Below are 23,753 nucleotides of genomic sequence, written 5' to 3'. Positions count from 1 at the left end.
CCGGGGCGATTTCCCGGTCGTCTCCGGTCGGAGACGTTGCCCTCTCGTCGGCCTGCAAACTTGATGGCGTATCCGGTTCAGGGCGGTCGCGGCGACGGACGCCGGGTGATGCATGTACGCCATCAAGTTCGTAGGCCGTTTCGGAGCTTCTGCCACGGCGGCCGATCCCCGTCGCTCAGCTCGCCTCCAGCGGGCCGGTGAGGTAGCGCTGGACGGTCGGGCCGACGGTGGCGGCCAGCGTGTCCGGGGAGGCGGACGCGACCGGTTCCAGGCGGATCACGTACCGCATCAGGGCCAGGCCGGCGATCTGGGTGGCCACCAGACCGCCCCGCAGCGGAACCTCGGCCGGGTCGAGGTCGAGCTGGTCGACGACCCGGCGCAGGATCTGGGTGGTCAGGAACTCGCGCAGCAGGCGGGCGGTCCACTGGTTGCTCACCGCGGAGCGGAGCAGCGCCACCGCGGCGGCGCCCACCGGCGAGTCCCACACGGTCAGGAACGTGCGGACCAGCCGTTCGCCGACCTCGTCGCGGCCGCCGGCCAGCACCCGCGGCACCAGCTCGGCCGGGTCGACGGGGATCGCCATGGCGGCCCGGAACAGCTCCTCCTTGGTGCCGAAGTAGTGGTGCACCAGCGCCGGGTCCACCCCGGCGGCGGCGGCGACGGTCCGGATCGTGGTGGCGTCGAAGCCCCGCTCGGCGAACGCGTCCCGGGCCGCGGCGAGGATCGCCTCCCGGGTGTCCGGGCTGCCGGGCCGCCGCCCGGTGCGGCGCGAGCGGGTCGGCTCGGCGGCGTCGCGGCGCGGGCTCATCCGCTGCGCCGGCGCAGCGTCGCGGCGGCCAGCACCAGCGCCGCCAGCGCCGCCCCGGCCACGATCGCGATGTCGCGCCACATGGTGCCGGTCGGTTCGGGGTGCGCGCCGACCTCCTGGAGCGCCTCGACCGCGTACGACAGCGGCAGCGCGTCGCTGACCGCCTGGAGCCAGCCGGCCATCTGCCCGCGGGGCACGAACAGCCCGCAGAGCAGCAGTTGCGGGGCGACCACCACCGGCATGAACTGCACCGCCTGGAACTCGGTGCGGGCGAACGCCGAGCAGAACAGGCCGAGCGCCACGGCGAGCACCGCGTTCACGCCGGCGATCAGGACGACCAGCCACGGGCTGCCGGCGGTGTCCAGCCCGAACACCAGGTAGGCCACCAGCGACGCGACGCTTGACTGCGCCACCCCGGCCAGGCCGAACGCGATGCCGTAGCCGAAGAGCAGGTCGAGCTTGCCCAGCGGGGTGGTGAGCAGCCGTTCCAACGTGCCGGAGGTGCGTTCGCGCAGCATGGCGATGCTGGTCACGAGGAACATGATGATGAACGGGAAGAAGCCCAGCATGATCAACGCGACCCGGTCGAACGTGCTCGGGCCACCCGGCGGGGTGGGCTGGTCGACGTACATGAAATAGACCAGGGCGAGCAGCACGCTGGGCACCACGACGAGCAGCGCCACGGTACGCCGGTCGTGCCGGAGCTGGCGCAGGATCCGCGCGGTCGTGGCGGCCAGGATCCGCCCGGTCACGAGCCCGCCTCCCGCTCGCCGTCGCGGATCAGGCGCAGGAACGCCTCCTCCAGGTCGTCCACACCGGTGGCGGCGCGGATCGCGGCCGGGGTGTCGTCGGCGACCAGTCGACCTTCGCGAATCAGCAGCAGCCGGTCGCAGCGGGCCGCCTCGTCCATGACGTGGCTGGAGACCAGCAGCGTGGTGCCGGCGGCGGCCATGGCGTGGAACCGGGCCCACAGGTCGGCCCGCAGCACCGGGTCCTGCCCGACCGTGGGTTCGTCGAGGACGACCAGTTCCGGCTCGCCGACCAGGACGCAGGCCAGGGAGGCACGGCTGCGCTGGCCGCCGGAGAGCGAGCCGACGAGCTGGTCGGCCGCCGAGGCCAGGCCGACGTCGGTCACCGCGCGGTCGGCGTCGGCCCGGCCCCGCCCCTGGAGTACGGCGAAGTAGCGGGCGTTCTCCCGGACCGTCAGGTCGGCGTAGACGCTGGGCGCCTGCGTCAGGTAGCCGACCCGGCGGCGCAGTTCGGCCGAGCCGGCGGGTCGGCCGAGCACGGCGACCGTGCCGGCGCCGACCGTCTGCACTCCGACCACGGCGCGCATCAGGGTGGTCTTTCCGCTGCCGCTGGGCCCCAGCAACCCGGTGACCCGGCCCCGGGGCACGGCGCAGCTGATGCCGTGCAGCACCCGCCGTCCACCCCGGTCGACCACCAGGTCACGGACCGCCACCGCGTCGTCCATGGCCGCCTCCCAAGAATTCATCAAGCGATGAAATCAACGCTAGGTGAATTGTGGCGGCGAATCAATCGCGCGCGGGCGGGCGGAGGAGAAACTGGGCTGAAAGCCTTCACCACCGGACACCGGGTCCGCCAACGGTCATTGCGCCGGAGATCGGACTTCCGGCACCATGTCGCGGTGAGTCCCGCTTCGCTGCCCGATTCCGGGTTCCTCGACGAGTGGGCCACCCGCCTGCGCCATGCCGCGGACCGGCCGGTCGTCGGGATCATGCTGCGGGGCAGCCACGCCCGGCGGGCCGCCACCGAACACAGCGACGTCGACGTGGACGTGCTCGTCGCGACCGACGACGACCGTCCCGCCCAATCGCCGGACGCGGCGACCCCGGTCCACCGCGCCGGCCCGTACGCCGCCCGCCGGGCCTACCTGACCGAGTTCGACGGCCGGCTGGTGCACGTCTCGGTGGCCGCCCGGGACGTCCGCTCCTGGGTGCGCCGGCTCGGCCAGCCCGCCGACTGGGCGTTCGGGCTCCCCGTCACCGCGCCCGCCCGGCTGCTCTGGGCGGTGCCGGAGTGGCGTCGCCGGATCGACCTGCCGGTGCTCTGCCAGCCCGCCGACGAGCCGCGCCTGGAGGAGTTGATCGCCGCGCTGGGCAAGGTGGCCGGGGCGCGTTGGGCCGGCGACCCGGTCGGCGTCCGGCTCGCCGCCGCCGACCTGGCCCGGCTCTGCCCCTCGGTGCTGCGCCTGGCCAACCCGTCGGTCCGGGTGGTCTCCCGCCGGGACGCCCTGACCGCCGCGCTGGACCTGCCGGTCGCCCCGCCCGGCTACCGCGCCGACATGCTGCGCTGCCTCGGGTTGCGCGCGGGCGACCCGGGCGAGGTCGGCGCCGCCGCCGGTCGACTGGTCACCGGGATCGTCCCGCTCGTCCGCCCGTACGCCGGGGAGGTCGCCGCGGTGGCCGGCGCGGACCTGGCGCGGGCGCTGGTCGACGGCCGGGTGGACCGCTACCTCGGGCAGTTGGGCCGGGCGCTTCAGGCCGTGACGCCCGCCCCCCGGGACACGTCGGCGGTGCCGGGGCCGCATGCGGGAGAATGGTCAACCGTGCCCGCCTCTGACGCGCCGCCGCCCGGCGCCCCCGCCCGCACCGCGGCCCCCGGCCCGGCCCGCCCCTCCCGGCTCGACCCGGCCATCGCGGCCCGGCTCCGACGCGGCCCGGACGGCCTGGTCGCCGCCGTGGTCCGCGCGCACGACTCCGGCGAGGTGCTGATGGTCGCCTGGATGGACGACGAGGCGCTGCACCGCACGCTCACCACCGGCCGGGCCACCTACTGGTCGCGCAGCCGCAGGGAGTACTGGGTCAAGGGCGCCACCTCCGGCCACCACCAGTACGTTCGCTCCGTGGCGCTGGACTGCGACGGCGACGCGCTGCTGGTCAGCGTGGAGCAGGTCGGCGCGGCCTGCCACACCGGGCACCGGACCTGCTTCTTCACCGACCTGCCGGTCAGCTCCCCGGAGGCGACCCGATGACCGACGGCGCGGTGACCCCGGACCGGTCCACCTTCACCGAGCTGGCCGACCGCTGGCGGGTCGTGCCGGTCACCCGCCGGCTGCTCGCCGACGCGGAGACGCCGGTCGGCGTCTACCGCAAGCTCGCCGGCGGCCCCGGCACGTTCCTGCTGGAGTCCGCCGAGCAGGGCCTCGGCTCGGCCGGCACGGCCTGGTCGCGTTACTCGTTCATCGGCGTCCGCAGCGTCGCCACGCTCACCGAGCGCGACGGCGCGGCCCGGTGGACCGGCACGCCGCCGCCCGGCGTGCCCACCGCCGGTGACCCGGTCACCGTGCTCCGGGAGTCCGTCGCCGCGCTCGCCGGCCCGGCCTGGGACCCGACCGGCGACATGCCGCCGCTCACCGGGGGCCTGGTCGGCTACCTCGGGTACGACCTGGTCCGCCGCTTCGAGCGGCTGCCCGAGCTGACCGAGGACGAGTTGGACGTGCCCGAGCTGGGCATGATGCTCGCCACCGACCTGGTGGTCCTCGACCACTACGAGGGCTCGGCGATCCTGGTCGCCAACGCGGTGCTGCCCCCGCTCGACACGCCCGACCGACCGGAGCGGGTGACCGCGGCGTACCACCACGCGGTGGGCCGCCTGGACGCGATGACCACCGCGCTGTCCCGACCGATTCCGCCCATGGTCTCGACGGTCGACCGGCCGGGCGTCGGCGAGGTGGTCAGCCGGACGCCCGAGGGCGGCTACCCCAAGGCGGTGGAGGCGGCCAAGGAGGCGATCCGGGCCGGCGAGTGCTTCCAGATCGTGCTCAGCCAGCGCTTCGAACGCCCCACCGACGCCGACCCGCTCGACGTCTACCGGGTGCTGCGCACCACCAACCCCAGCCCGTACATGTACCTGCTGCGCTTCGACGGCTTCGACATCGTCGGCTCCTCGCCGGAGGCGCACCTCAAGGTCAGCGCCGGCCCGGACGGGCGACGCCGGGCGCTGCTGCACCCGATCGCCGGCACCCGGCCGCGCGGCGGCTCGCCCGAGGGCGACGCCCGGCTCGCCGCCGAGCTGCTCGCCGACCCGAAGGAGCGCGCCGAGCACGTCATGCTGGTCGACCTGGGCCGCAACGACCTGGGCCGGGTCTGCCGGCCGGGCACGGTCGAGGTGCCGGAGTTCGCCACCATCGAGCGCTACAGCCACGTCATGCACATCGTCTCCACGGTGGTCGGCGAGCTGCGCGACGACCGCACCGCGTTCGACGCGCTGGCCGCGACGTTCCCGGCCGGCACGCTCTCCGGCGCGCCCAAGGTCCGCGCCATGGAGATCATCGAGGAGCTGGAACCGGTACGCCGCGGCGTCTACGGCGGCACCGTCGGCTACTTCGCCTTCGGCGGCGACCTGGACATGGCGATCGCCATCCGGACCGCGTTGATCCGCGACGGCCGCGCCTACGTGCAGGCCGGGGCCGGGGTGGTGGCCGATTCCGATCCCGCCGCGGAGGACCAGGAGACCCGGAACAAGGCCGCCGCGGTGCTCGCCGCGATCGCCGCCGCCGAGACGCTGCGACCGGCCCGGTGAGCACCACCGACACCACCGCGACCGGCCCACCCGCCGCGCGGGTCCGACGCGAGCTGGCGTACGCGGTGCTGCTCTGCCTGGCCGGCGCGGGCCTGGCCGCCTGGGCGGTGACCCGGAGCTGGTCGGTGGAGGTGACCAGCCGCGGTGCCCTGCCGCCCGGTGAGCGGACCCGCACCGGCGCGGAGCTGCTGCCGTGGGTGTCGGCGCTGGCCTACGTCGGGCTGGCCGGCGGCGGCGCGGTCCTGGCGACCCGGGGCCGGCTGCGCCGGCTGCTCGGCGTGCTGCTGGCCGGCGTCGGGCTGGCCGTCGCGGTGGGCGGCGGCGTCGGGCTCACCGAGGCCGGGGTGAGCCGGCAGTGGCCGGCGCTGGTGCTGGCCGGCGGGCTGGCCCTGGCGGCCGGCGGTGCCGTCACCGGCTGGCGCGGCGGTGGCTGGCCGGCGATGGGCGCCCGATACGAGCGCCGGGCGGGCCCGGCCGGGCCGGGCGACGATCGGCCGGCGGTCGACCGGGGCACCCGGGACGCGTGGGACGCGCTGGACCGGGGTGAGGACCCGACGGTCAGCTGACCGGCTGGGCCTCGCGCGTGTCACGCCGACGGCGGGCCGCGGCCCGGGCGGCGGCCAGCTCGCCCACCAGCCGCTCCAGTTCGCGGCGCTGCTCGGCCCGGGCCCGGTCGGCGCAGACCGCCTCCCAGGCGTTGCCCTGGGCGGTGCGCGTGCGGCCGTCGCCGGCGACGGCCCGTTCGAGCGTGTGCACCACGCCGACGGCGAGCGACGCGACGGTCCGGGAGATGGTGGTCAACCCGATGCTCTGGTTCGGCCCGTTGGCGTTCATGGTTCACCCCACACGAGATCGTTGGTGACGGTCGGCAGCCGCCTCGACGAGTCTGCCCTGCGACGATGCTGCCGGGTTCACGTTTCGTCGCCGTGAAGCCCAGGTCAACGGTCCGACAGCCGGGGCGACCTGGGGCGGGCCGAAGGTCCTTGACCTTCGTCACAGCGGGAGCCGCCCTGCGGCCCGGGCCCGGTCGTGGTGAGATAGGGCATGGGTGAAGGTCGATGCATGTGGTGGCGCTGCGTGACACCGCGTTCACCGGAAGTCGGCCATCATGCCACAGTCCATGTGGTGAGGTGCGCCATACCCCCCGGCACATGTCGCCAGGTGGCGCCCCCTAGCATCGGCCCATGACACCCGGAGAGGGGAGTCCGTTGGTGACTGCTGAGCATGCGCACGCGGAGGGGGACGACGCCGGAGCGGCGCCGTCCGCAGGCGTGCTCGACGAGATCCTGGCCGGCGTGCGCGAGGACGTGGCCCGGCGGCAGGAGCAGATCCCGCTGGAGCGGATCCGTGACCTCGCCGCCGCCGCACCTCCACCGCTGGACGCGTACGCGGCGCTGCGCCGGCCCGGCGTGGCCGTGATCGCCGAGGTGAAGCGCTCGTCGCCGTCCAAGGGAAAGCTGGCCGAGATCGCCGACCCGGCCGACCTGGCCGGCGAGTACGCGGCCGGCGGCGCACGGGCGATCAGCGTGCTGACCGAGGGTCGCTGGTTCGGCGGCTCGCTGGACGACCTGGCCGCCGTCCGGGCCGCGGTGAAGGTGCCGGTGCTGCGCAAGGACTTCGTGGTCTCCAGCTACCAGGTGCACGAGGCCCGCGCGCACGGCGCCGACCTGGTGCTGCTGATCGTCGCCGCGCTGGAGCAGAACGCGCTGGTCGGGCTGCTGGAGCGGATCGAGTCCCTGGGCATGACCGCGCTGGTCGAGGTGCACACCGAGGAAGAGGCGGACCGCGCCCTGGAGGCCGGCGCGCAGGTGATCGGCGTCAACGCCCGCGACCTGCGTACCCTGGAGGTCGACCGCTCGGTGTTCGAACGGATCGCGCCCGGCCTGCCGAGCAGCGTCGTCAAGATCGCGGAGTCCGGCGTGCGCGGCCCGCACGACCTGATCCGGTACGCCTCGGCCGGTGCCGACGCCGTCCTGGTGGGCGAGGGCCTGGTCACCCAGAAGAGCCCCCGCGAGGCGGTCGCCGAGCTGGTCAACGCCGGCAACCACCCGGCCACGCCCCGCCCGGTGCGCTGACCCGCGCCGGGCCACCCCGAACCGAGAGGACGCCCGCGATGAGCGCCGCACCCGCAGCCGGCCAGGTCCCCGACGCCGCCGGTCACTTCGGCCGGTTCGGCGGCCGGTTCGTCCCCGAGGCGCTGGTCGCCGCGCTCGACGAGCTGGACGCGGCGTACCGCAAGGCGATGGGCGACGACGAGTTCCTCGCCGAGTTCGACGCCCTGCTGCGCGACTACGCCGGCACCCCGTCGGAGCTGTACGAGGCCCGGCGGCTCTCCGCCCAGGTGGGGGCGCGGATCCTGCTCAAGCGGGAGGACCTCAACCACACCGGCGCCCACAAGGTCCGCAACGTGCTCGGTCAGGCGCTGCTCACCAGGCGCATGGGCAAGCGGCGGGTGATCGCGGAGACCGGCGCCGGCCAGCACGGCGTCGCCACCGCCACCGCCGCCGCCCTGTTCGACCTGGAGTGCGTCGTCTACATGGGCCAGGTGGACACCGAACGGCAGGCGCTCAACGTGGCCCGGATGCGGATGCTCGGCGCCACCGTCGTCCCGGTCACCGCCGGCTCGCGCACGCTCAAGGACGCGATGAACGAGGCGATGCGCGACTGGGTCGCCAACGTCGACGACACCCACTACCTGATCGGCACCGCCGCCGGGCCGCACCCGTTCCCGGAGATGGTCCGGGACTTCGTGCGCGGCATCGGCGTGGAGGCCCGCCAGCAGTGCCTGGACCTGACCGGCGGGCTGCCGGACGCGGTCGCCGCCTGCGTCGGCGGCGGCTCCAACGCGCTGGGCATCTTCCACGCCTTCGTGCCCGACGCCGAGGTGCGCCTCTACGGCTTCGAGGCCGGCGGCGAGGGCGTCGCGAGCGGCCGGCACGCCGCCAGCATCACCGGCGGCTCGTCGGGCGTGCTGCACGGCACCCGGACGTACGTGCTGCAGAACGCCGACGGCCAGACCATCGAGTCGCACTCGATCTCGGCCGGCCTCGACTACCCGGGCGTCGGGCCGGAACACGCCTGGCTGCACGACACCGGCCGGGCCACCTACCTGCCGGTCGACGACGCCGAGGCGATGGCCGCGTTCGAGCTGCTCTGCCGCACCGAGGGCATCATCCCGGCGATCGAGAGCGCGCACGCGNNNCTCGCCGCCGAGCTGGGCCGCGAGCCGGTGATCGTGGTCAACCTCTCCGGCCGGGGCGACAAGGACGTGCACACCGCCGGGGCGTACTTCGGCATCCTCGACAAGGAGTGACAGCGTGAGCCGCATCGGGGTCGCCTTCGACAAGGCCCGCGCCGACGGGCGGGCCGTGCTGGTCGGCTGCATGCCGGCCGGCTTCCCGACCGTCGAGGGCAGCATCGCCGCCATGACCGCCATGGTCGAGGCGGGCGTCGACGTCATCGAGGTGGAGATCCCCTACTCCGACCCGGTGATGGACGGCCCGGTCATCCAGCGGGCCAGCGACATCGCGCTGGCCGGCGGCGTACGCACCGCGGACACGCTGCGCGTGGTCGAGGCGGTCGCGGCGACCGGGGCGTCGGTGGTCACGATGACCTACTGGAACCCGATCGAGCAGTACGGCCCCGACGCGTTCGCCCGGGACATGGCCGCCGCCGGCGGCACCGGGCTCATCACGCCGGACCTGATCCCCGACGAGGCCGCCGAGTGGCTGGCCGCCTCCGACGCGCACGGCCTGGACCGGACGTTCCTGGTGTCGCCGTCCTCCACCGACGCGCGCCTGAAGATGACCGTCGAGAACTGCCGTGGTTTCGTCTACGCCACCGCGCTGATGGGCGTCACCGGCGCCCGCGCGCAGACCTCCGACGCGGCCCCCGTCCTGGTCTCCCGGCTGCGCGAGGTCACCGACCTGCCGATCGGGGTCGGGCTGGGCGTCGGCACCGGCGCGCAGGCCGCCACCGTCGCCGGGTACGCCGACGCGGTGATCGTGGGCAGCGCCCTCGTCCGGTGCGTACTCGACGCCCCGGACCAGGCCGCCGGCCTGACCGCTTTGCGCAAGCTCAGCGCCGAACTCGCCGAGGGCGTCCGCAACCCGGCCCGCTGAGGGTCCCCGGTCCGCCCGCTGTCGCGGGCGTCCCCCGGCTCGTCCGGTGCCGGCGGGGGGTTTTCGGTCCCAGTGCGGTGACGGTTCCGACGTCCCAACGGCACCGGAAAACGGTCTCCGAGCCGCATGATCGACTTCGTTTCACCGAAGTGGCGTGGTCGGGCCGACTCGGACCCCGCCAGTTCGGCGATGTGGCGGCCGATCTTGGGCGGCACGGCAGCCCGACGCCCGCCGAGTCGTTCCTGAGCTCAGCTCGAAAGCGGGTGAGGGAGGATCGCCCCACCTGCGCGACGTCGGCGCCTCCCGCGACCGGGTCGCCTCGCGCGACCACCGCCTCGCGCGATCCCCGTTCGGCCGCTCATGCCGTTGGGCCGTTCACGCCGTTGGGCCGCGCACCCGTCGATCGCCGGACCGCCCGGTCGGCCGTCCGGCGACGCGCGGCGGCGCGGACCGGGGTGCCGCACATCCGGTTCGCACCGGTACCGTGTGCATCCGTGACCCTCGCCCCGATGACTTCCCTGGCGGCCATGCCGAGCCCCAGCACCGCCGTCTGGCAGCTCGGTCCGGTTCCGATCCGGGCGTACGCGCTCTGCATCATCGCCGGCATCGTGGTGGCCTGCGTGGTCACCGAGTATCGGCTGCGCCGCCGGGGCGTCGCCCCGGGTGCGGTGCTCGACATCGCGGTCTGGGCGGTGCCGGCGGGCATCATCGGGGCCCGGATCTACCACGTGCTCACCTCGCCGGAGAAATACTTCGGCGCCGGCGGCGAGCCGCTCAAGGCGTTCGCCATCTGGGAGGGCGGCCTCGGCATCTGGGGCGCGGTGGCCGGCGGCGCGGTCGGCGCCTGGTTCGCCGCCCGGCAGCTCGGCATCCCGCTCACCGTGATCGCCGACGCGCTGGCGCCGGGGATGCCGCTGGCCCAGGCCGTGGGCCGGCTCGGCAACTGGTTCAACAACGAGTTGTACGGCGGGCGCACCAGCCTGCCGTGGGGGCTCGAGGTGCACGTCATGGACCCGGACAATCCGGGCCACGCGCTGCGCGACGACACCGGCGCGGCGGTCCTGCGACCCGGTCTCTACCATCCGACGTTCCTCTACGAATTGCTCTGGAACGTCGGTGTCGCCGCGCTGGTGCTGGTCCTCGACCGGAAGCTGCGGTTGGGCCGTGGCCGGGCCTTCGCGCTCTACGTGATGGGCTACACGGCGGGCCGGTTCTGGATCGAGCTGATGCGCACCGACGAGGCCAACCACATCCTCGGCGTACGCCTGAACGTCTGGACCGCGGCACTGGTCTTCCTCGGTGCGCTCGCCTACTTCGTCCGGGTCCGCGGTCCCCGGGAGTTCCTCGTCCCGGTGGGCGAGCCGGGCCCCGCCGTTCCCGCTCCGCCGGCCGGTGACGTGTCCCAGGTCGACCTCTCCGCCGGCGAGGCCGGTCCCCGGGCGGTGGCTCCGGAGGGCTACCGGGTGGTGACCGAGGAGCAGTTCCACACGTACCGCGAAACCGGTGCGCTGCCCCCGGCGGACCCGGCGGCGACCGGCGACCCGGCCGACGCCGTCGCGAACGCCGACGTCCCGGCGGACCAGGCCCTGACCGGCAACCGCACCGCGACCGCCGACGCCGACCGCACCGCGACTGCCGACCGCACCGCGACCGCCGAGGCCGACCGTGCCGCGACCGCCCACCGCACCGGGGCCGACGGTGCCGACCACTCCGCGGCAGACGGGGCCGATGGCGCAGACCGCGCCGAGGTGGACGGCGGCCCGGCGGACGGCGGCGGGCGCGCGGCGGACCGGGACAGCTGAGCGGGGGAGTCATGCGCAGCGCGGTGGTGGTCGGCGCGGGCCTCGGCGGCATGGCGGTGGCCGGCGTGCTGGCCCGCTCGGGCTGGCAGGTGACCCTGCTGGAGCGGGCCGACCGGGTCCGGCCGGAGTCGACCGCCGTGGTGCTCTGGCCGAACGGGGTCCGCGCGCTGCGCGCCCTCGGGCTCGGCGCCGGGCTGGACGCGATCGCCACGCCGCTGCCCGACGGGGGGATTCGCCGCCCGGACGGGCAGTGGTTGGTGCAGCCCCGCCCCACCCCGGCGGAACGGATGCCGGTGGTGGTGCACCGGGAGGACCTGCACGACGCGCTCATCGCCGGGCTGGGCGAGCGGGTGGAGCTGCGTACCGGGGTCAATGTGCGGAGTGTGCGCACGACGGCCGGCGAGCGCCCCGCGGTGGGCGACGGCCGGCAGCTGTTCTCCGCCGACCTGGTGGTGGCGGCCGACGGCGCCGACAGCGAGATCCGGCGGCACCTGGCGCCGGAGACCGCCGTGGTGAGTTCCGGGTGCGCCGCCTGGCGGGCGGTCATCCCCTGGTACCGGGCTCCGCAGCTCCCCGACGACCAGCCGGTGCACGGCGAGACGCTGGGTGCCGGCTACCGGTTCGTGGCCGCCTCGCTCGGCGAGCGGGGCACCGCCGGGGCGTCGCGCCGGGGCGGCATCTACTGGGTGGCAACCGCGGCCGGGGCGCCCCGCCCGGAGCCGCCGGACGTTCAGCTCGCCCTGCTCAAGCGCTGGTTCGCCGGCTGGCCGGCGCCGATCGCCACGCTGCTGGAGGCGACCGACCCGGCCGACGTGGTGCAGCAGGAGATCCGTGAGCTGCGCCCGTTGCCCCGGTCCTACGGTTTTCCGGTCGGGCCCGGCGGTCTGGTGCTGCTCGGCGACGCCGCGCACGCCATGCCGCCGCACCTCGGGCAGGGCGCGTGCCTCGCGTTCGAGGACGCGGCCACGCTCGCCGGGCTGCTGCGCGAGTCGCGGCTGCCCGACGCGGTGACCGCCTACGACCGGCTGCGCCGGCCCCGCGCGGCCACCATGGTCCGGCAGACCCGCCGGATGTCGGCCGTGCTGCAGACCCGCGGCCGGCTGGCGCTGCGCGCCCGGGACGCGGCCCTGGGCACGATCAGCCCTCGGCTGCGCAACACCGCCGCCGCGGCCGCCGCCGACTGGCAGCCGCCCTCCTGACCGGCCCGGTGCGGGCCCGCGTCGCTCAGATGACCGCGGCCGGCTCGGCGATGCAGGCGGTGCCGACCCGACGGAAGCCGACCCGCAGGTAGACCCGGGCGATGTCCTCGCTGCCCGCGCTCAGGAAGATCAGGTCGGTGTCGGCGGCGCGCAGTTCCCGGGCCAGCGTGGCGGTCACCGCCGCGCCCAGGCCGCGCCGCCGGGCGGCCGGCAGCGTGGCCACCCCGGCGATCTCCGCCACGTCGCCGACCCGCATCGCCATGCCGCTGGCCAGCGCTCCCTCCGTGGCGGTGCCGGCGAGCACCGAGACGCGCTGGCCGTCGGCCACCCGGGCCGCCTCCTCCTCCAACGCGTCGACGTCGAGCCGGTCGAGGGCGGCGTCCCGCTCGGCCGGGCCGGCCTCACCCCGGGCGGTGCCGGCGTGGGCGAAGCCGACCGCGGCGACGGCCCGCCGCAGCGCGATGTCCGCCGCGAAGCCGGGGTCGCCGGGGTCCAGCACCCGCACCGGTACGTCGCTGAGCGTCCCCGGTTCCGGCAACCGCTCGGGTTCGAGCAGCATGAGGGGCGCCTCCAGCACGCTCAGCCCGGCCGAGCGGGCCACCGCCAGCAGGGCCGGTTGGTGCTCGTGCACCCACTCGAACGCCTCCGGCAGGCCCAGTTCCCGCTGTCGGGTGCGGACGGCGGTCACGTCGGCCAGCGAGGGTGGTTCGGTGGCGTCGAGGCGGGGGCGGGCGTAGAACGGCCAACCGGCCCCGTCGCGGACGAACAACACCAGGGCGCCGTACTCCTCCGTCCGGGCGACGTCGCGGGGCACCGCGTCGTAGAACCGCTCCAACCGGTCGAGTGCGTCCGCTCGTACGACATCCACCGCGCGAGACTACACGTCCCACCATCTGGAAGTGTGATCAATCTGAACTGGCCTTGCGCTACAAGCCCTAACGTAGACTCAATAAACCCCAGCGGGCCGACGTCGTCCCCACCATGATCCAACCTGAGTGACGACAGGAGGCCCGGTGGCCTTTCCGTACCCTCACAGCCCGCAACCGGCCCCGCCGACGACCGGGCTCTACGACCCCGCGCACGAGCACGACGCCTGCGGAGTGGCCTTCGTGGCCGACCTGCACGGGCGCCGCTCGCACCAGGTCGTCGCGAACGGCCTCGGCGCGCTGTGCCGGCTGGACCACCGGGGCGCCCGGGGCGCGGAGCACAACACCGGCGACGGCGCCGGGATCATGATCCAGGTGCCGGACGCGTTCCTGCGCGCGACGGTCGGCTTCCCGCTGCCCCCCGCCGGCCAGTACGCCACCGGCCTGGTCTTCCTTCCCGACGACGACGCCGCCGAGGCCCGCGCCCGCCAGGTGGTGGACAAGTACGCGCTGGTCGAGGGCGCGGACGTGCTCGGCTGGCGGGAGGTGCCGACCGATCCGTCCGACCTGGGGGAGACCGCGCTCGCGGCGATGCCCCGGGTCCGGCAGCTCTTCCTGGCCGCGCGCCGGCTGACCGGCTCGCCCGCCGGCCCGGCCGGCTCCCCACTGACCGGGATCGACCTGGACCGGGTGGCGTTCTGCCTGCGTAAGCAGGTCGAGCGGGAGACCGCCGAGCGGGGCGTGCCGGCCTACTTCCCGTCGCTGTCCGGCCGCACCATGGTGTGGAAGGGGATGCTCACCCCGGACCAGCTCCCGGCGTTCTACCCGGAGCTGACCGACGAGCGGGTGACCAGCGCCATCGCCCTGGTCCACTCGCGCTTCTCCACCAACACGTTCCCGTCCTGGCCGCTGGCGCACCCGTACCGCTTCATCGCGCACAACGGCGAGATCAACACGATCCGCGGTAACCGCAACTGGATGCAGGCGCGGGAGGCCCTCCTACGCAGCCCGGGCATCCCGGGCAACATCCGCCGGGTCTTCCCGGTCTGCACCCCGGCCGCGTCCGACTCGGCCAACTTCGACGAGGTCCTTGAGCTGCTGCACCTGGCCGGGCGGAGCCTGCCGCACGCGGTGCTGATGATGATCCCCGAGGCGTGGGAGAACGACCCGGACATGCGCGCCGACAAGCGCGCGTTCTACCGCTTCCACGCCAGCCTGATGGAGCCGTGGGACGGCCCCGCCTCGGTCGCATTCACCGACGGCGAGATCGTCGGCGCGGTGCTGGACCGCAACGGGCTGCGTCCGGGCCGCTGGTGGCACACCGCCGACGGTCTGGTGGTGCTGGGCAGCGAGGCGGGCGTGCTCGACCTCGACCCGGCCACGGTGGTCGCCAAGGGTCGGCTCCAGCCGGGCCGGATGTTCCTGGTCGACACCGTCAACGGCCGGATCGTCTCCGACGACGAGATCAAGACCGAGTTGGCCGCCGCGCAGCCCTATCAGGAGTGGCTGCACGCCGGCCTGATCGAGCTGGACGACCTGCCGCCGCGCGAGCACGTCGTCTACACCCACGACTCGGTGCGCCGCCGGCAGCAGACCTTCGGCTACACCGAGGAGGAGCTGAAGATCCTGCTCGGCCCGATGGCCCGCAGTGGTGCGGAGCCGCTCGGCTCGATGGGCACCGACACCCCGATCGCGCCGCTGTCCACCCGGCCGAGGTTGCTCTACGACTACTTCCACCAGCTCTTCGCGCAGGTCACCAACCCGCCGCTGGACGCCATCCGGGAGGAGTTGGTGACCAGCCTGGCGTCCACCATCGGGCCGGAGGGCAACCTGCTCGATCCGGGCGCGGCGAGCTGTCGGCAGATCGTGCTGCCCTACCCGGTGATCGACAACGACGAGCTGGCGAAGCTCCTCTCCATCGACGACGACGGCGACCTGCCCGGCTTCAAGGCCGTCCGGGTCTCCGGTCTCTACCGCATCCGCGACGGCGGCCCCGGCATCAAGGCCCGGCTGACCGAGATCTGCCGGCACGTCTCCGAGGCGATCGAGGACGGCGTACGCATCCTGGTGCTCTCCGACCGGGACTCCAACGCGGACCTGGCCCCGATCCCGTCGCTGCTGCTCACCGCCGCGGTGCACCAGCACCTGGTGCGCGAGCAGACCCGCACGCAGGTGGCGCTGATCGTGGAGTCCGGCGACTGCCGCGAGGTGCACCACGCGGCCGTGCTCATCGGGTACGGCGCGGCGGCGGTCAACCCCTACCTCGCGTTCGAGTCGGTGGAGGACATGATCTCCACGGGCGCGCTCGCCGGCGTCGAGCCGGTGAAGGCGGTCCGCAACTACGTCAAGGCGCTCGGCAAGGGCGTCCTGAAGATCATGTCCAAGATGGGCATCTCCACCGTGTCGTCGTACTGCGGCGCCCAGGTGTTCGAGGCGGTCGGCCTGGACACCCGCCTGGTCGACCGCTACTTCCGCGGCACGCCCAGCACTATCGGCGGCATCGGGCTGGCCGAGATCCACGCCGAGGTGGCCGCCCGGCACACGCTGGCCTGGCCGGCGCCGGGCGCGCAGGCCAGCCAGCGGCTGGAGGTCGGCGGCGAGTACCAGTGGCGCCGCGAGGGTGAGCTGCACCTGTTCAACCCGGAGACGGTCTTCCTGCTCCAGCACGCCACCCGCAGCCGCCAGTACGACGTCTTCCGGCAGTACACCGCGAAGGTCGACGAGCTGGCCGCGAACGCGGGCTCGCTGCGCGGGCTGTTCACGCTGCGCACCGGCGTCCGCCCGGCGGTGCCGCTGGACGAGGTCGAACCGGCCNCGAGGCGCACGAGACCCTGGCCATCGCGATGAACCGCCTCGGCGCCAAGTCCAACACCGGCGAGGGCGGTGAGGACGTCGACCGGCTGCACGACCCGGCCCGGCGTTCCGCGGTCAAGCAGATCGCCAGCGGCCGGTTCGGTGTGACCAGCGAATACCTGGTCAACGCGGACGACCTCCAGATCAAGATGGCGCAGGGCGCGAAGCCCGGCGAGGGCGGGCAGCTCCCCGGCAACAAGGTCTGGCCGTGGATCGCCCGGACCCGGCACGCCACCCCGGGCGTCGGCCTGATCTCCCCGCCGCCGCACCACGACATCTACTCGATCGAGGACCTGGCCCAGCTCGTGCACGACCTGAAGTGCGTCAACCCGGCCGCCCGGGTGCACGTCAAGCTGGTCAGCGAGGTGGGCGTGGGCACGGTGGCGGCCGGCGTGGCCAAGCTCAAGGCCGACGTCATCCTGATCTCCGGGCACGACGGCGGCACCGGCGCGTCCCCGCTCAACTCGCTCAAGCACGCCGGCACCCCGTGGGAGCTGGGCCTGGCCGAGGCGCAGCAGACGCTGCTGCTCAACAAGCTGCGCGACCGGGTCACCGTGCAGGTCGACGGCCAGCTCAAGACGGGCCGGGACGTGCTGGTCGCGGCGCTGCTCGGCGCGGAGGAGTTCGGCTTCGCCACCGCACCGCTGATCGTCGAGGGCTGCGTGATGATGCGGGTCTGCCACCTGGACACCTGTCCGGTCGGCATCGCCACCCAGAACCCGGTGCTGCGCGAGCGGTTCACCGGCAAGCCGGAGTTCGTGGAGAACTTCTTCCTCTTCCTCGCCGAGGAGGTCCGGGGATACCTGGCCGAGCTGGGCTTCCGCAGCATCGACGAGGCGATCGGGCACACCGAGCTGCTCGACGTGGCGGGTGCGATCGACCACTGGAAGGGCCACGGGCTCGACCTGAGCCGCGTCCTGCACCTGCCCGAGCTGCCCGAGGGGGCGGCCCGCCGGGGCGTACGCGCCCAGGACCACGGCCTCGACGCGGCGCTGGACAACCAGCTCATCGCGCTGGCCGGCCCGGCGCTGCGTGACCGCGCCCCGGTCCGGGTCGAGGTCGAGGTGCGCAACGAGCACCGCAGCGTGGGCGCCATGCTCGGCGGGGAGGTGACCCGCCGGTTCGGCGGCGCCGGGCTGCCCGACGACACCGTCGAGTTCCTGCTGCGCGGCACCGCCGGCCAGTCGTTCGGCGCCTTCCTGCCGCGCGGGGTCACCCTGCGCCTGCACGGCGACGCCAACGACTACGTGGGCAAGGGCCTCTCCGGTGGGCGGATCGTGGTCCGGCCGGACGCCGCCGCGCCGTTCGTCGGCGCGGACGCCGAGCCCGGCCGCCGCGCCGAGGACCAGATCATCGCCGGCAACACCATCCTGTACGGCGCCACCGGCGGCGAGGTGTTCCTGCGCGGCCGGGTCGGTGAGCGGTTCGCGGTGCGCAACTCCGGCGCGGTGGCCGTTGTCGAGGGCCTCGGCGACCACGGCTGCGAGTACATGACCGGCGGCACGGTGGTGGTGCTCGGCCCGACCGGGCGCAACTTCGCCGCCGGCATGTCCGGCGGCACCGCATTCGTGCACCGGCTCGACCGGCGGCTGGTCAACGCCGAGCTGGTCGACCTGTCGCCGCTGCGCGACGAGGAACGCGGCCGGTTGCACGAGTTGGTCCAGCGGCACTTCGCCGAGACCGACTCGGCGGTCGCCGAGGCGCTGCTGAAGCGCTGGCCGGAGGCGGTGGAGGAGTTCACCGCCGTGGTGCCCCGGGACTACCGCCGGGTCATGGAGATCATGCGGGCCGCCGAAGCCGCCGGCCGCGACGTCGACGACGCGGTGATGAGTGCGCTCTCACCAACCCCGGCGCCGCCCGCGCCGCGGGTGGTCGCCCAGGAGGTGGCTCGTGCCTGACCCGAACGGTTTCCTGCGCTACGACCGGCGGCTGCCCGCCCGCCGTCCGGTCCCGGTGCGGATCTCCGACTGGCGGGAGGTCTACCCGCCGGCCGGCGAGGAGCTGATCCGCGAGCAGGCCACCCGTTGCATGGACTGCGGCATCCCGTTCTGTCACGACGGCTGCCCGCTGGGCAACCGCATCCCGGACTGGAACGACCTGGTCCGCACCGGCAACTGGGACGCGGCGGTGGAGTCGCTGCACGCCACCAACAACTTCCCCGAGTTTACCGGCCGGCTCTGCCCGGCGCCGTGCGAGGCGGCCTGCGTGCTCGGCCTCGGCGGTCAGCAGCCGGTCACCATCAAGCAGGTCGAGGTGGAGATCGCCGACGCGGCGGTGGCCCGCGACGGCCTGCGGCCCCGGCCCGCGTCGGCGCCGACCGGCCGCTCGGTCGCGGTGGTTGGCTCCGGCCCCGCCGGGCTGGCCGCCGCGCAGCAACTCGCCCGCGCCGGCCACACGGTCACCGTGTACGAGCGCGACGACGCCCTCGGCGGCCTGCTCCGGTACGGCATCCCGGACTTCAAGCTGGAGAAGCAGCACATCGACCGCCGGGTGGCCCAGCTCACCGCCGAGGGGGTGCGCTTCCGCACCGGGGTGAACGTCGGCGTCGACGTGACCGCCGAGCGGCTGCGCGCCGAGCACGACGCGGTGCTGCTCGCCTGCGGCGCGTTGCAGGGCCGGGACACCTCGGGTACGCCGGGTCGGGCGCTGCGCGGCGTGCACCAGGCGATGGCGCACCTGGTGGCCGCGAACCGGGTGGTGGCGGCCGCGGGTGACGGGCGGCCCGCCCTCGCCGTGCTGGCCGACGGCACACCGATCGACGCGGCCGGCAAGCATGTGGTGATCATCGGTGGTGGGGACACCGCCGCGGATTGCCTCGGCGTGGCCCACCGCCAGGGCGCGGCCGGCGTACACCAGCTCGACCTGTACCCGCAGCCGCCGGCCGAGCGGGACGGCACCCGGGACCCGTGGCCGACCTGGCCGTGGGTGCTGCGCTCCTACCCGGCGCACGAGGAGGGCGGCGAGCGGGTGTTCGCCGCCGCGGTGCAGGAGTTCGTCGACGACGGCACCGGGCAGGTCCGGGCCGTGCGGATCGCCGAGGTGACCGTGGAGAAGGTCGACGGCCGGCGCATCGTCACCCCGCTGCCCGGCTCGGAGCGGGAGATCCCGGCCGACCTGGTGCTGCTCGCGATCGGCTTCGAGGGCACCGAGGAGCAGCCGCTGCTGACCCAGCTCGGGGTGGCCCGCAACGGCCGCGGCGCGATCGACGCCCGCCCCGACTGGCAGACCGCCGCCGACGGGGTCTTCGTCGCCGGGGACATGCACCGGGGCGCCTCGCTGATCGTCTGGGCGATCGCCGAGGGGCGGGCCGCCGCGGCGGCCGTCCACGCGTACCTGGGCGGGGTGGGCGAGCTGCCCGCCCCGGTCGACCCGGCCCGCCAGCCGCTCGCCGCGAGGTAAGGAGGGGCCCCCGCTTAACGCCTTCGGTATAGGCGGGGCCCCTTCTTAACACCTGACGGTGGCGCCTTCGCGCCGCTGGTTCGCCTACCGGCACGGGCGCGCCGTCGAGGCGGCGCGGACGTGAAGCGGGGCCCCGCTCACGCAGGGCCCCGCTCAGCTTTACCCCTCTCAGCGGTGGAGCAGGTCGTGCGCCGCGCGGATCTTCGACACGGAGGCCGGGCGCGCCGGGGCCGTCACCGAGGCCGGTGCGGTGCCGCCCAGGTCGGGGCGGCCGGCGGTGAACAGCCAGGTGGTGAACACCGCGTCGAGGTCCCGGCCGGAGACCTGCTCGGCGAGCGCCTGGAACTGCTCGATGGTGCCGTTGCCGTACTGGCGCTGGGCCGTCCAGGTGCGCAGGATCCGGAAGAACGCCGGGTCGCCGACGGCCAGCCGGATCTGGTGCAGCGCCATCGCGCCCCGGTCGTAGACCGCGTCGTCGAAGACCCGGCCGGCACCCGGGTCACCGGGGAGCACCTGCCAGAACTCCGAGTCGGCCGGGTAGTAGTCGTAGGTGAAGTCGAACAGCTCCTGCGCGGTGCCCTCGTCCTGCTCCTCGGACCAGAGCCACTCGGCGTACGAGGCGAAGCCCTCGTTGAGCCAGATGTTGCGCCAGTCCGCCACCGAGACGGAGTCGCCGAACCACTGGTGGGCGTTCTCGTGCACCACCACGTACGGGTTGGCGCCGCGTCGCCAGAAGCCGGGGCCGTAGACCGGTCGGGTCTGCGTCTCCAACGCGAAGCTGATGCCGTCGATCGGGCCGGCCACGCCGCCCTGCGCCTCGAACGGGTACGGCCCGAACACCCCGCTCTCCCAGTCGACGATCTCGGCGGTGCGTTCGATGCTGGCCCGGGCGGCCGGCCCCCGCTCGCCCAGCGTGGTGCTGTACGCGTTCACCACCGGCTGCCCGTTCGGCGCGGTGTCGGTGACGATGTCGTACTGCCCGATGGCCAGGAATGACTGGTAGGTGGCGCCGGGCTTGACGCTGCGCCAGCTCCACCGGGTGCGGTTGCCGGCCTCGGGCAGCGGGTCGCGCGGCTGCACGCCGTTGCTGATCACCTCGACGCCGGTCGGCACGGACACCGAGATGTCCCAGGTGGCCTTGTCCTTCGGGTGGTCGTTGCTCGGGTACCACCACCAGGTCGACTCGGGTTCGTTGACGGCGAGCGCGCCGTCCGCGGTGCGGGTCCAGCCGGTGTAGCCGTAGACCTTGGTCTGCGACGGGATGCCGGCGTACTTGACCACGACGGTGAGCTGCTGGCCGGTGGTCAGCGTCCGGGGCGGGGTGACCACCAGCTCGTGATCACCGGCTCGGGCGAAGCCGGCGACCCAGCCGTTGACCCGGACCGACTCCACGTCGAGCGCGAAGTCGAGGTTGAAACGGGACAGGTCCTGCGAGGCGGTGGCCAGGATGGTGGTGGTGCCGCTGAGCCGGTCGGTGGCCGGTTCGTAACGCAGCCGGATGTCATAGTGGTCGACGTCGTAGCCCCCGTTGCCGTAGTCGGGGAAGTAGCTGTCGCCCAGCCCCGGGCTGCCCGGCGTGGGGGTGGCCGCCGAGACCTGCGGCCGACCCCATCCGGCCGGGGCGGCCTGGCCGGGTGCGCCGGTCAGGGTGGTGCCGGCGGTGGTGAGGGTCAGGGCGGCGATCGCCGCCGTGAGTGCACGTCGCACGGGTGGGACTCCCTCCGTCGGGTGTACGCACCGCCAACCTAATCGACAGATGTGAACGTGTGGGTCCCGTCCCGAAGGCTCGTGGGCAGTCAGCGGCCCACCGGCGCGAGGGTGCCGGCCGGCACCGGTGCCACGTCCGGCACGGCCGGTCCGGTACGCCGCCGGGGCCGCCCGCGACGCCCGGAGGGTACGGCGAGCGTGGCCAGCGCGGCGGCCAGTGAGATGCCGGTGAGCAGCAGGAATCCGGCGGTGAAGCCGGCCTCCCGGGGCAACCCGCTCGGCTGCGGATTCGCGGTGATCACGGTGCTGGCCAGTGCCGCGCCGATCGCCCCGCCGATGGTGCGGATGTTGGCGTTCATGCCGGTCGCCGCGCCGGTCTGCCCGGCCGGGACGTTGCCCACGATCAGGTTGGCCATCGAGGCGAACGCCAACCCGACGCCGAGCCCGACCAGGCCGCCGGCCAGGCCGACCTGCCAGCGGGCGTCGTGCGCGACGGTGAGCATCGCCGCGGCGGCCACGTTGAACACCGCGCCGGTGCTGAGCTGCGCCTTGGCGCTGAACCGGGACTCCAGTCGCCCGGCCAGCAGCCCGGCGGCGAACATGCCGACCAGCATCGGCAGCATGAGCAGCCCGGCCTGGGTGATGCTGGCGCCGAAGCCGTAGCCGGCGCTGGTGGGGATCTGGGTGAACTGCGGCAGGAAGGCGTAGACGGCGAACATCGAGGCCCCGTAGAGCAGGGCGACCAGGTTGGTGGTCCAGACCGCGGGCAGGCGCATCATCCGCAGGTCGATCAGCGGGTTCACGGCTCGGGACTCGACGGTCAGCCAGGCGGCCACCAGCACCGCGGCCAGCGCCAGCAGCCCGACCACCGGTGCCGAGGTCCAGCCCCAGGCGGCGCCCTTGCTGACCGGCAGCAACAGCGCCACCAGCCAGCCGGAGAGCAGGACGGCACTGGCCCAGTTGATCCGGCCCGGCGTGCGCAGCGGTGAGCGTGGCACGAACCGGTGCGCGGCCAGCGCGGTCAGGCCGACCACGACCAGTGGGATCCAGAACAGCCAGCGGTAGCCCAGGGTGGTCACGATCGGGCCGGCGAGCACGACGCCCAGCCCGCCGCCGACGGCCACCACCGCCGAGATCGACGCGACCGCCGAGCTGACCCGGGCGGCGGGGAACTCGTCGCGGATGATGCCGAACGACAGGGGAAAGACGGCGCCGCCGATGCCCTGGACCACCCGGGCGGCGATCAGCACACCGATGGTCGGCGCGACGGCGGCCAGGAGGCAGCCCAGCGCGAGCGCGGCGAGCGAGACGACCAGCATCCGCTCCTTGCCGACCATGTCGCCGACCCGACCGAGGATCGGCGTGAAGATCGACGCGGAGAGGAGGTAGGCGGTCAGCACCCAGGTCACCGTGTTCGGCGAGGTGTGCAGGTCGTGCTGGATGGTGGGCAGCACCGGGGTGATCAGCGACTGGAGCATCGCGAAGAAGCCGGCGCCGGCCGCGAGGACCAGGAACGTCATCCGGCGCGAGCCGCGCCGGAAGGTGTCGATCATGTGGGAGGACTCCCGTTCGGTACGAGGTTGACGCCGCTCGCGCGGTGATACGGCGGTGGCGACGGTCGGGCCGGAACCTCCGGAGTACGCTATCCGGAGGGGTGCCTCCACCAACGTAGCGGAGGGGTGCCTCCGGTTGCAAGAGGGGAGAAGTGGCACACGTCATGGCCAGCGTCGAACAGTCCACCGAGGTCTTCGCACGCCGCCCGAAGCGGGCCGACGCCCGGCGCAACTACGACGCGCTGATCGCCGCCGCCCGCGAGGTGTTCGGCGAGGGTGGCGCGGGTGCGTCGCTGGAGCAGATCGCGCGGCGGGCCGGCGTGGGCATCGGCACGCTCTACCGCAACTTCCCCAACCGGCAGGACCTGTTCGAGGCGGTCTACGTCGAGGAGGTGCGGGCGCTCAGCGACTCCGCCGCCGACCTGGCCGACCTCGACCCGTGGGACGCCCTGGTCAACTGGCTGCACCGCTTCGTCGCCTACGCCGGCACCAAGCGGGCGCTGGCCGAGGAGCTGGTGCACGACTCCGAGGTGTTCCGCACCTGTCGCACCGAGATCTACGCCGCCGGCGAACCGCTGCTGCACCGCGCGCAGGCCGCCGGCGTGGCCCGACCGGACGCCGAGTTCTCCGACGTGGTGCGGCTGATCAGCGGCATCACCGCGTACCAGTTCGCCAGTTCGGCACAGCGGGACCGCGTCCTGGCCATCGCGCTGGACGGTCTCCGCCCGCCGCCCCCACCCCGCGCCTGAAGGTTAATAGGGGGCCCCTCCTCTACCGAATGCGTTAACAAGGGGCCCTTCCTTACCTGTCACCGGTTGCGCGGGGTGTCGACAATGGTGCGACACCCGCCGTCACTCGGAGGTGACCATGCGCGAGCCGGCCACCCGGGCCAGGCCGGGC

At 74.2% G+C, this 23,753-nt stretch carries 17 protein-coding genes and 2 pseudogenes; 12 read left to right on the top strand and 7 right to left on the bottom strand.

What is annotated here, in order from left to right:
* Positions 1–175 precede the first annotated feature (175 nt).
* Genes B1205_RS21100 through B1205_RS21090 form a run of 3 tightly spaced genes read right to left on the bottom strand, consistent with a single transcriptional unit; the run spans position 176 to position 2,282 of the window.
* Positions 176–808 (bottom strand): TetR/AcrR family transcriptional regulator, encoded by a 633-nt coding sequence (locus B1205_RS21100; protein WP_089157191.1) that lies wholly within the window; start codon positions 806–808, stop codon positions 176–178.
* Positions 805–1,560, bottom strand: coding sequence for an ABC transporter permease (locus tag B1205_RS21095; protein WP_089157190.1), 756 nt, complete (start codon positions 1,558–1,560; stop codon positions 805–807). Before B1205_RS21095 ends, B1205_RS21100 begins: the two co-directional genes overlap by 4 nt.
* The gene (locus B1205_RS21090) at positions 1,557–2,282 is read right to left on the bottom strand and encodes an ABC transporter ATP-binding protein (protein WP_089157189.1); all 726 of its coding nucleotides are present in this window, start codon (positions 2,280–2,282) and stop codon (positions 1,557–1,559) included. The genes B1205_RS21095 and B1205_RS21090 overlap by 4 nt, the downstream gene beginning before the upstream one ends.
* Positions 2,283–2,309: 27 nt before the next feature.
* Between B1205_RS21090 and B1205_RS32035 the strand changes: the two are divergent.
* The 4 genes and pseudogenes from B1205_RS32035 to B1205_RS21075 form a co-directional block, all read left to right on the top strand.
* Positions 2,310–3,197 (top strand): annotated as a pseudogene (locus B1205_RS32035) (hypothetical protein); the annotation flags it as partial.
* A gap of 180 nt (positions 3,198–3,377) precedes the next feature.
* Positions 3,378–3,803 (top strand): phosphoribosyl-AMP cyclohydrolase, encoded by a 426-nt coding sequence (gene hisI, locus B1205_RS32030; RefSeq protein WP_089157367.1) that lies wholly within the window; start codon positions 3,378–3,380, stop codon positions 3,801–3,803.
* The gene (locus B1205_RS21080; RefSeq protein WP_089157188.1) at positions 3,800–5,353 is read left to right on the top strand and encodes an anthranilate synthase component I; all 1,554 of its coding nucleotides are present in this window, start codon (positions 3,800–3,802) and stop codon (positions 5,351–5,353) included. Before hisI ends, B1205_RS21080 begins: the two co-directional genes overlap by 4 nt.
* Entirely contained in the window at positions 5,350–5,919 is a 570-nt protein-coding gene (locus B1205_RS21075; RefSeq protein WP_089157187.1) for a Trp biosynthesis-associated membrane protein, read from the top strand. Before B1205_RS21080 ends, B1205_RS21075 begins: the two co-directional genes overlap by 4 nt.
* Here the strand turns inward: B1205_RS21075 and B1205_RS21070 are convergent.
* Positions 5,912–6,187, bottom strand: a complete 276-nt coding sequence (locus B1205_RS21070) for a hypothetical protein (protein ID WP_089157186.1) — start codon at positions 6,185–6,187, stop codon at positions 5,912–5,914. The genes B1205_RS21075 and B1205_RS21070 overlap by 8 nt on opposite strands.
* Before the next feature lie 437 nt (positions 6,188–6,624).
* Between B1205_RS21070 and trpC the strand changes: the two genes are divergently transcribed.
* The 5 genes from trpC (at position 6,625) to B1205_RS21045 (ending at position 12,475) form a co-directional block, all read left to right on the top strand.
* Complete coding sequence (gene trpC, locus B1205_RS21065; protein ID WP_176308729.1) at positions 6,625–7,428, top strand: indole-3-glycerol phosphate synthase TrpC; 804 nt, start codon at positions 6,625–6,627, stop codon at positions 7,426–7,428.
* A 38-nt stretch (positions 7,429–7,466) separates the two neighbouring features.
* The gene (gene trpB, locus B1205_RS21060; protein WP_089157184.1) at positions 7,467–8,666 is read left to right on the top strand and encodes a tryptophan synthase subunit beta; all 1,200 of its coding nucleotides are present in this window, start codon (positions 7,467–7,469) and stop codon (positions 8,664–8,666) included.
* Between the two features lie 4 nt (positions 8,667–8,670).
* The gene (trpA, locus tag B1205_RS21055; RefSeq protein ID WP_089157183.1) at positions 8,671–9,474 is read left to right on the top strand and encodes a tryptophan synthase subunit alpha; all 804 of its coding nucleotides are present in this window, start codon (positions 8,671–8,673) and stop codon (positions 9,472–9,474) included.
* A 494-nt stretch (positions 9,475–9,968) separates the two neighbouring features.
* Positions 9,969–11,276: a prolipoprotein diacylglyceryl transferase gene (gene lgt, locus B1205_RS21050; protein WP_089157366.1), complete on the top strand. Its 1,308-nt coding sequence runs from the start codon at positions 9,969–9,971 to the stop codon at positions 11,274–11,276.
* Between the two features lie 11 nt (positions 11,277–11,287).
* A complete protein-coding gene (locus B1205_RS21045; RefSeq protein WP_089157182.1) occupies positions 11,288–12,475 on the top strand; it encodes an FAD-dependent oxidoreductase in 1,188 nt (395 codons plus the stop codon).
* Between the two features lie 25 nt (positions 12,476–12,500).
* On the opposite strand, the gene B1205_RS21040 is transcribed toward B1205_RS21045, so the two are convergent.
* On the bottom strand, positions 12,501–13,343 hold the full coding sequence (locus B1205_RS21040; protein WP_089157181.1) for a GNAT family N-acetyltransferase: 843 nt from the start codon (positions 13,341–13,343) through the stop codon (positions 12,501–12,503).
* 145 nt (positions 13,344–13,488) lie between these two features.
* Here B1205_RS21040 and gltB point away from each other — a divergent pair.
* Positions 13,489–18,092: pseudogene (gltB, locus tag B1205_RS21035) on the top strand (glutamate synthase large subunit).
* On the top strand, positions 18,085–19,593 hold the full coding sequence (locus B1205_RS21030) for a glutamate synthase subunit beta (protein ID WP_089157180.1): 1,509 nt from the start codon (positions 18,085–18,087) through the stop codon (positions 19,591–19,593). Before gltB ends, B1205_RS21030 begins: the two are co-directional and overlap by 8 nt.
* A 168-nt stretch (positions 19,594–19,761) precedes the next feature.
* Here the strand turns inward: B1205_RS21030 and B1205_RS21025 are convergent, their stop codons facing one another.
* Positions 19,762–21,300 carry a M1 family metallopeptidase gene (locus tag B1205_RS21025; protein ID WP_089157179.1) on the bottom strand — a complete coding sequence of 513 codons (1,539 nt, stop codon included), beginning with the start codon at positions 21,298–21,300 and terminating at the stop codon, positions 19,762–19,764.
* 89 nt (positions 21,301–21,389) lie between these two features.
* Positions 21,390–22,853 (bottom strand): MFS transporter, encoded by a 1,464-nt coding sequence (locus B1205_RS21020; RefSeq protein WP_089157178.1) that lies wholly within the window; start codon positions 22,851–22,853, stop codon positions 21,390–21,392.
* A 164-nt stretch (positions 22,854–23,017) separates the two neighbouring features.
* Here B1205_RS21020 and B1205_RS21015 point away from each other — a divergent pair, with 164 nt between their 5' ends.
* A complete protein-coding gene (locus B1205_RS21015; RefSeq protein ID WP_176308716.1) occupies positions 23,018–23,602 on the top strand; it encodes a TetR/AcrR family transcriptional regulator in 585 nt (194 codons plus the stop codon).
* Positions 23,603–23,753: the final 151 nt, after the last annotated feature.

Source organism: Micromonospora sp. NBS 11-29 (assembly GCF_002140155.1).
GTDB lineage: Bacteria > Actinomycetota > Actinomycetes > Mycobacteriales > Micromonosporaceae > Micromonospora.
This window is presented reverse-complemented; position numbering and strand designations above follow the sequence as displayed.

What these genes read in the sequence shown, in the direction of transcription:
- B1205_RS21100 (WP_089157191.1), bottom strand. Translation starts at nt 808, where the DNA reads ATGAGCCCGCGCCGCGACGCCGCCGAGCCGACCCGCTCGCGCCGCACC.
- B1205_RS21090 (WP_089157189.1), bottom strand. Translation starts at nt 2,282, where the DNA reads ATGGACGACGCGGTGGCGGTCCGTGACCTGGTGGTCGACCGGGGTGGA.
- B1205_RS21080 (WP_089157188.1), top strand. Translation starts at nt 3,800, where the DNA reads ATGACCGACGGCGCGGTGACCCCGGACCGGTCCACCTTCACCGAGCTG.
- B1205_RS21070 (WP_089157186.1), bottom strand. Translation starts at nt 6,187, where the DNA reads ATGAACGCCAACGGGCCGAACCAGAGCATCGGGTTGACCACCATCTCC.
- B1205_RS21045 (WP_089157182.1), top strand. Translation starts at nt 11,288, where the DNA reads ATGCGCAGCGCGGTGGTGGTCGGCGCGGGCCTCGGCGGCATGGCGGTG.
- B1205_RS21020 (WP_089157178.1), bottom strand. Translation starts at nt 22,853, where the DNA reads ATGATCGACACCTTCCGGCGCGGCTCGCGCCGGATGACGTTCCTGGTC.
- B1205_RS21015 (WP_176308716.1), top strand. Translation starts at nt 23,018, where the DNA reads ATGGCCAGCGTCGAACAGTCCACCGAGGTCTTCGCACGCCGCCCGAAG.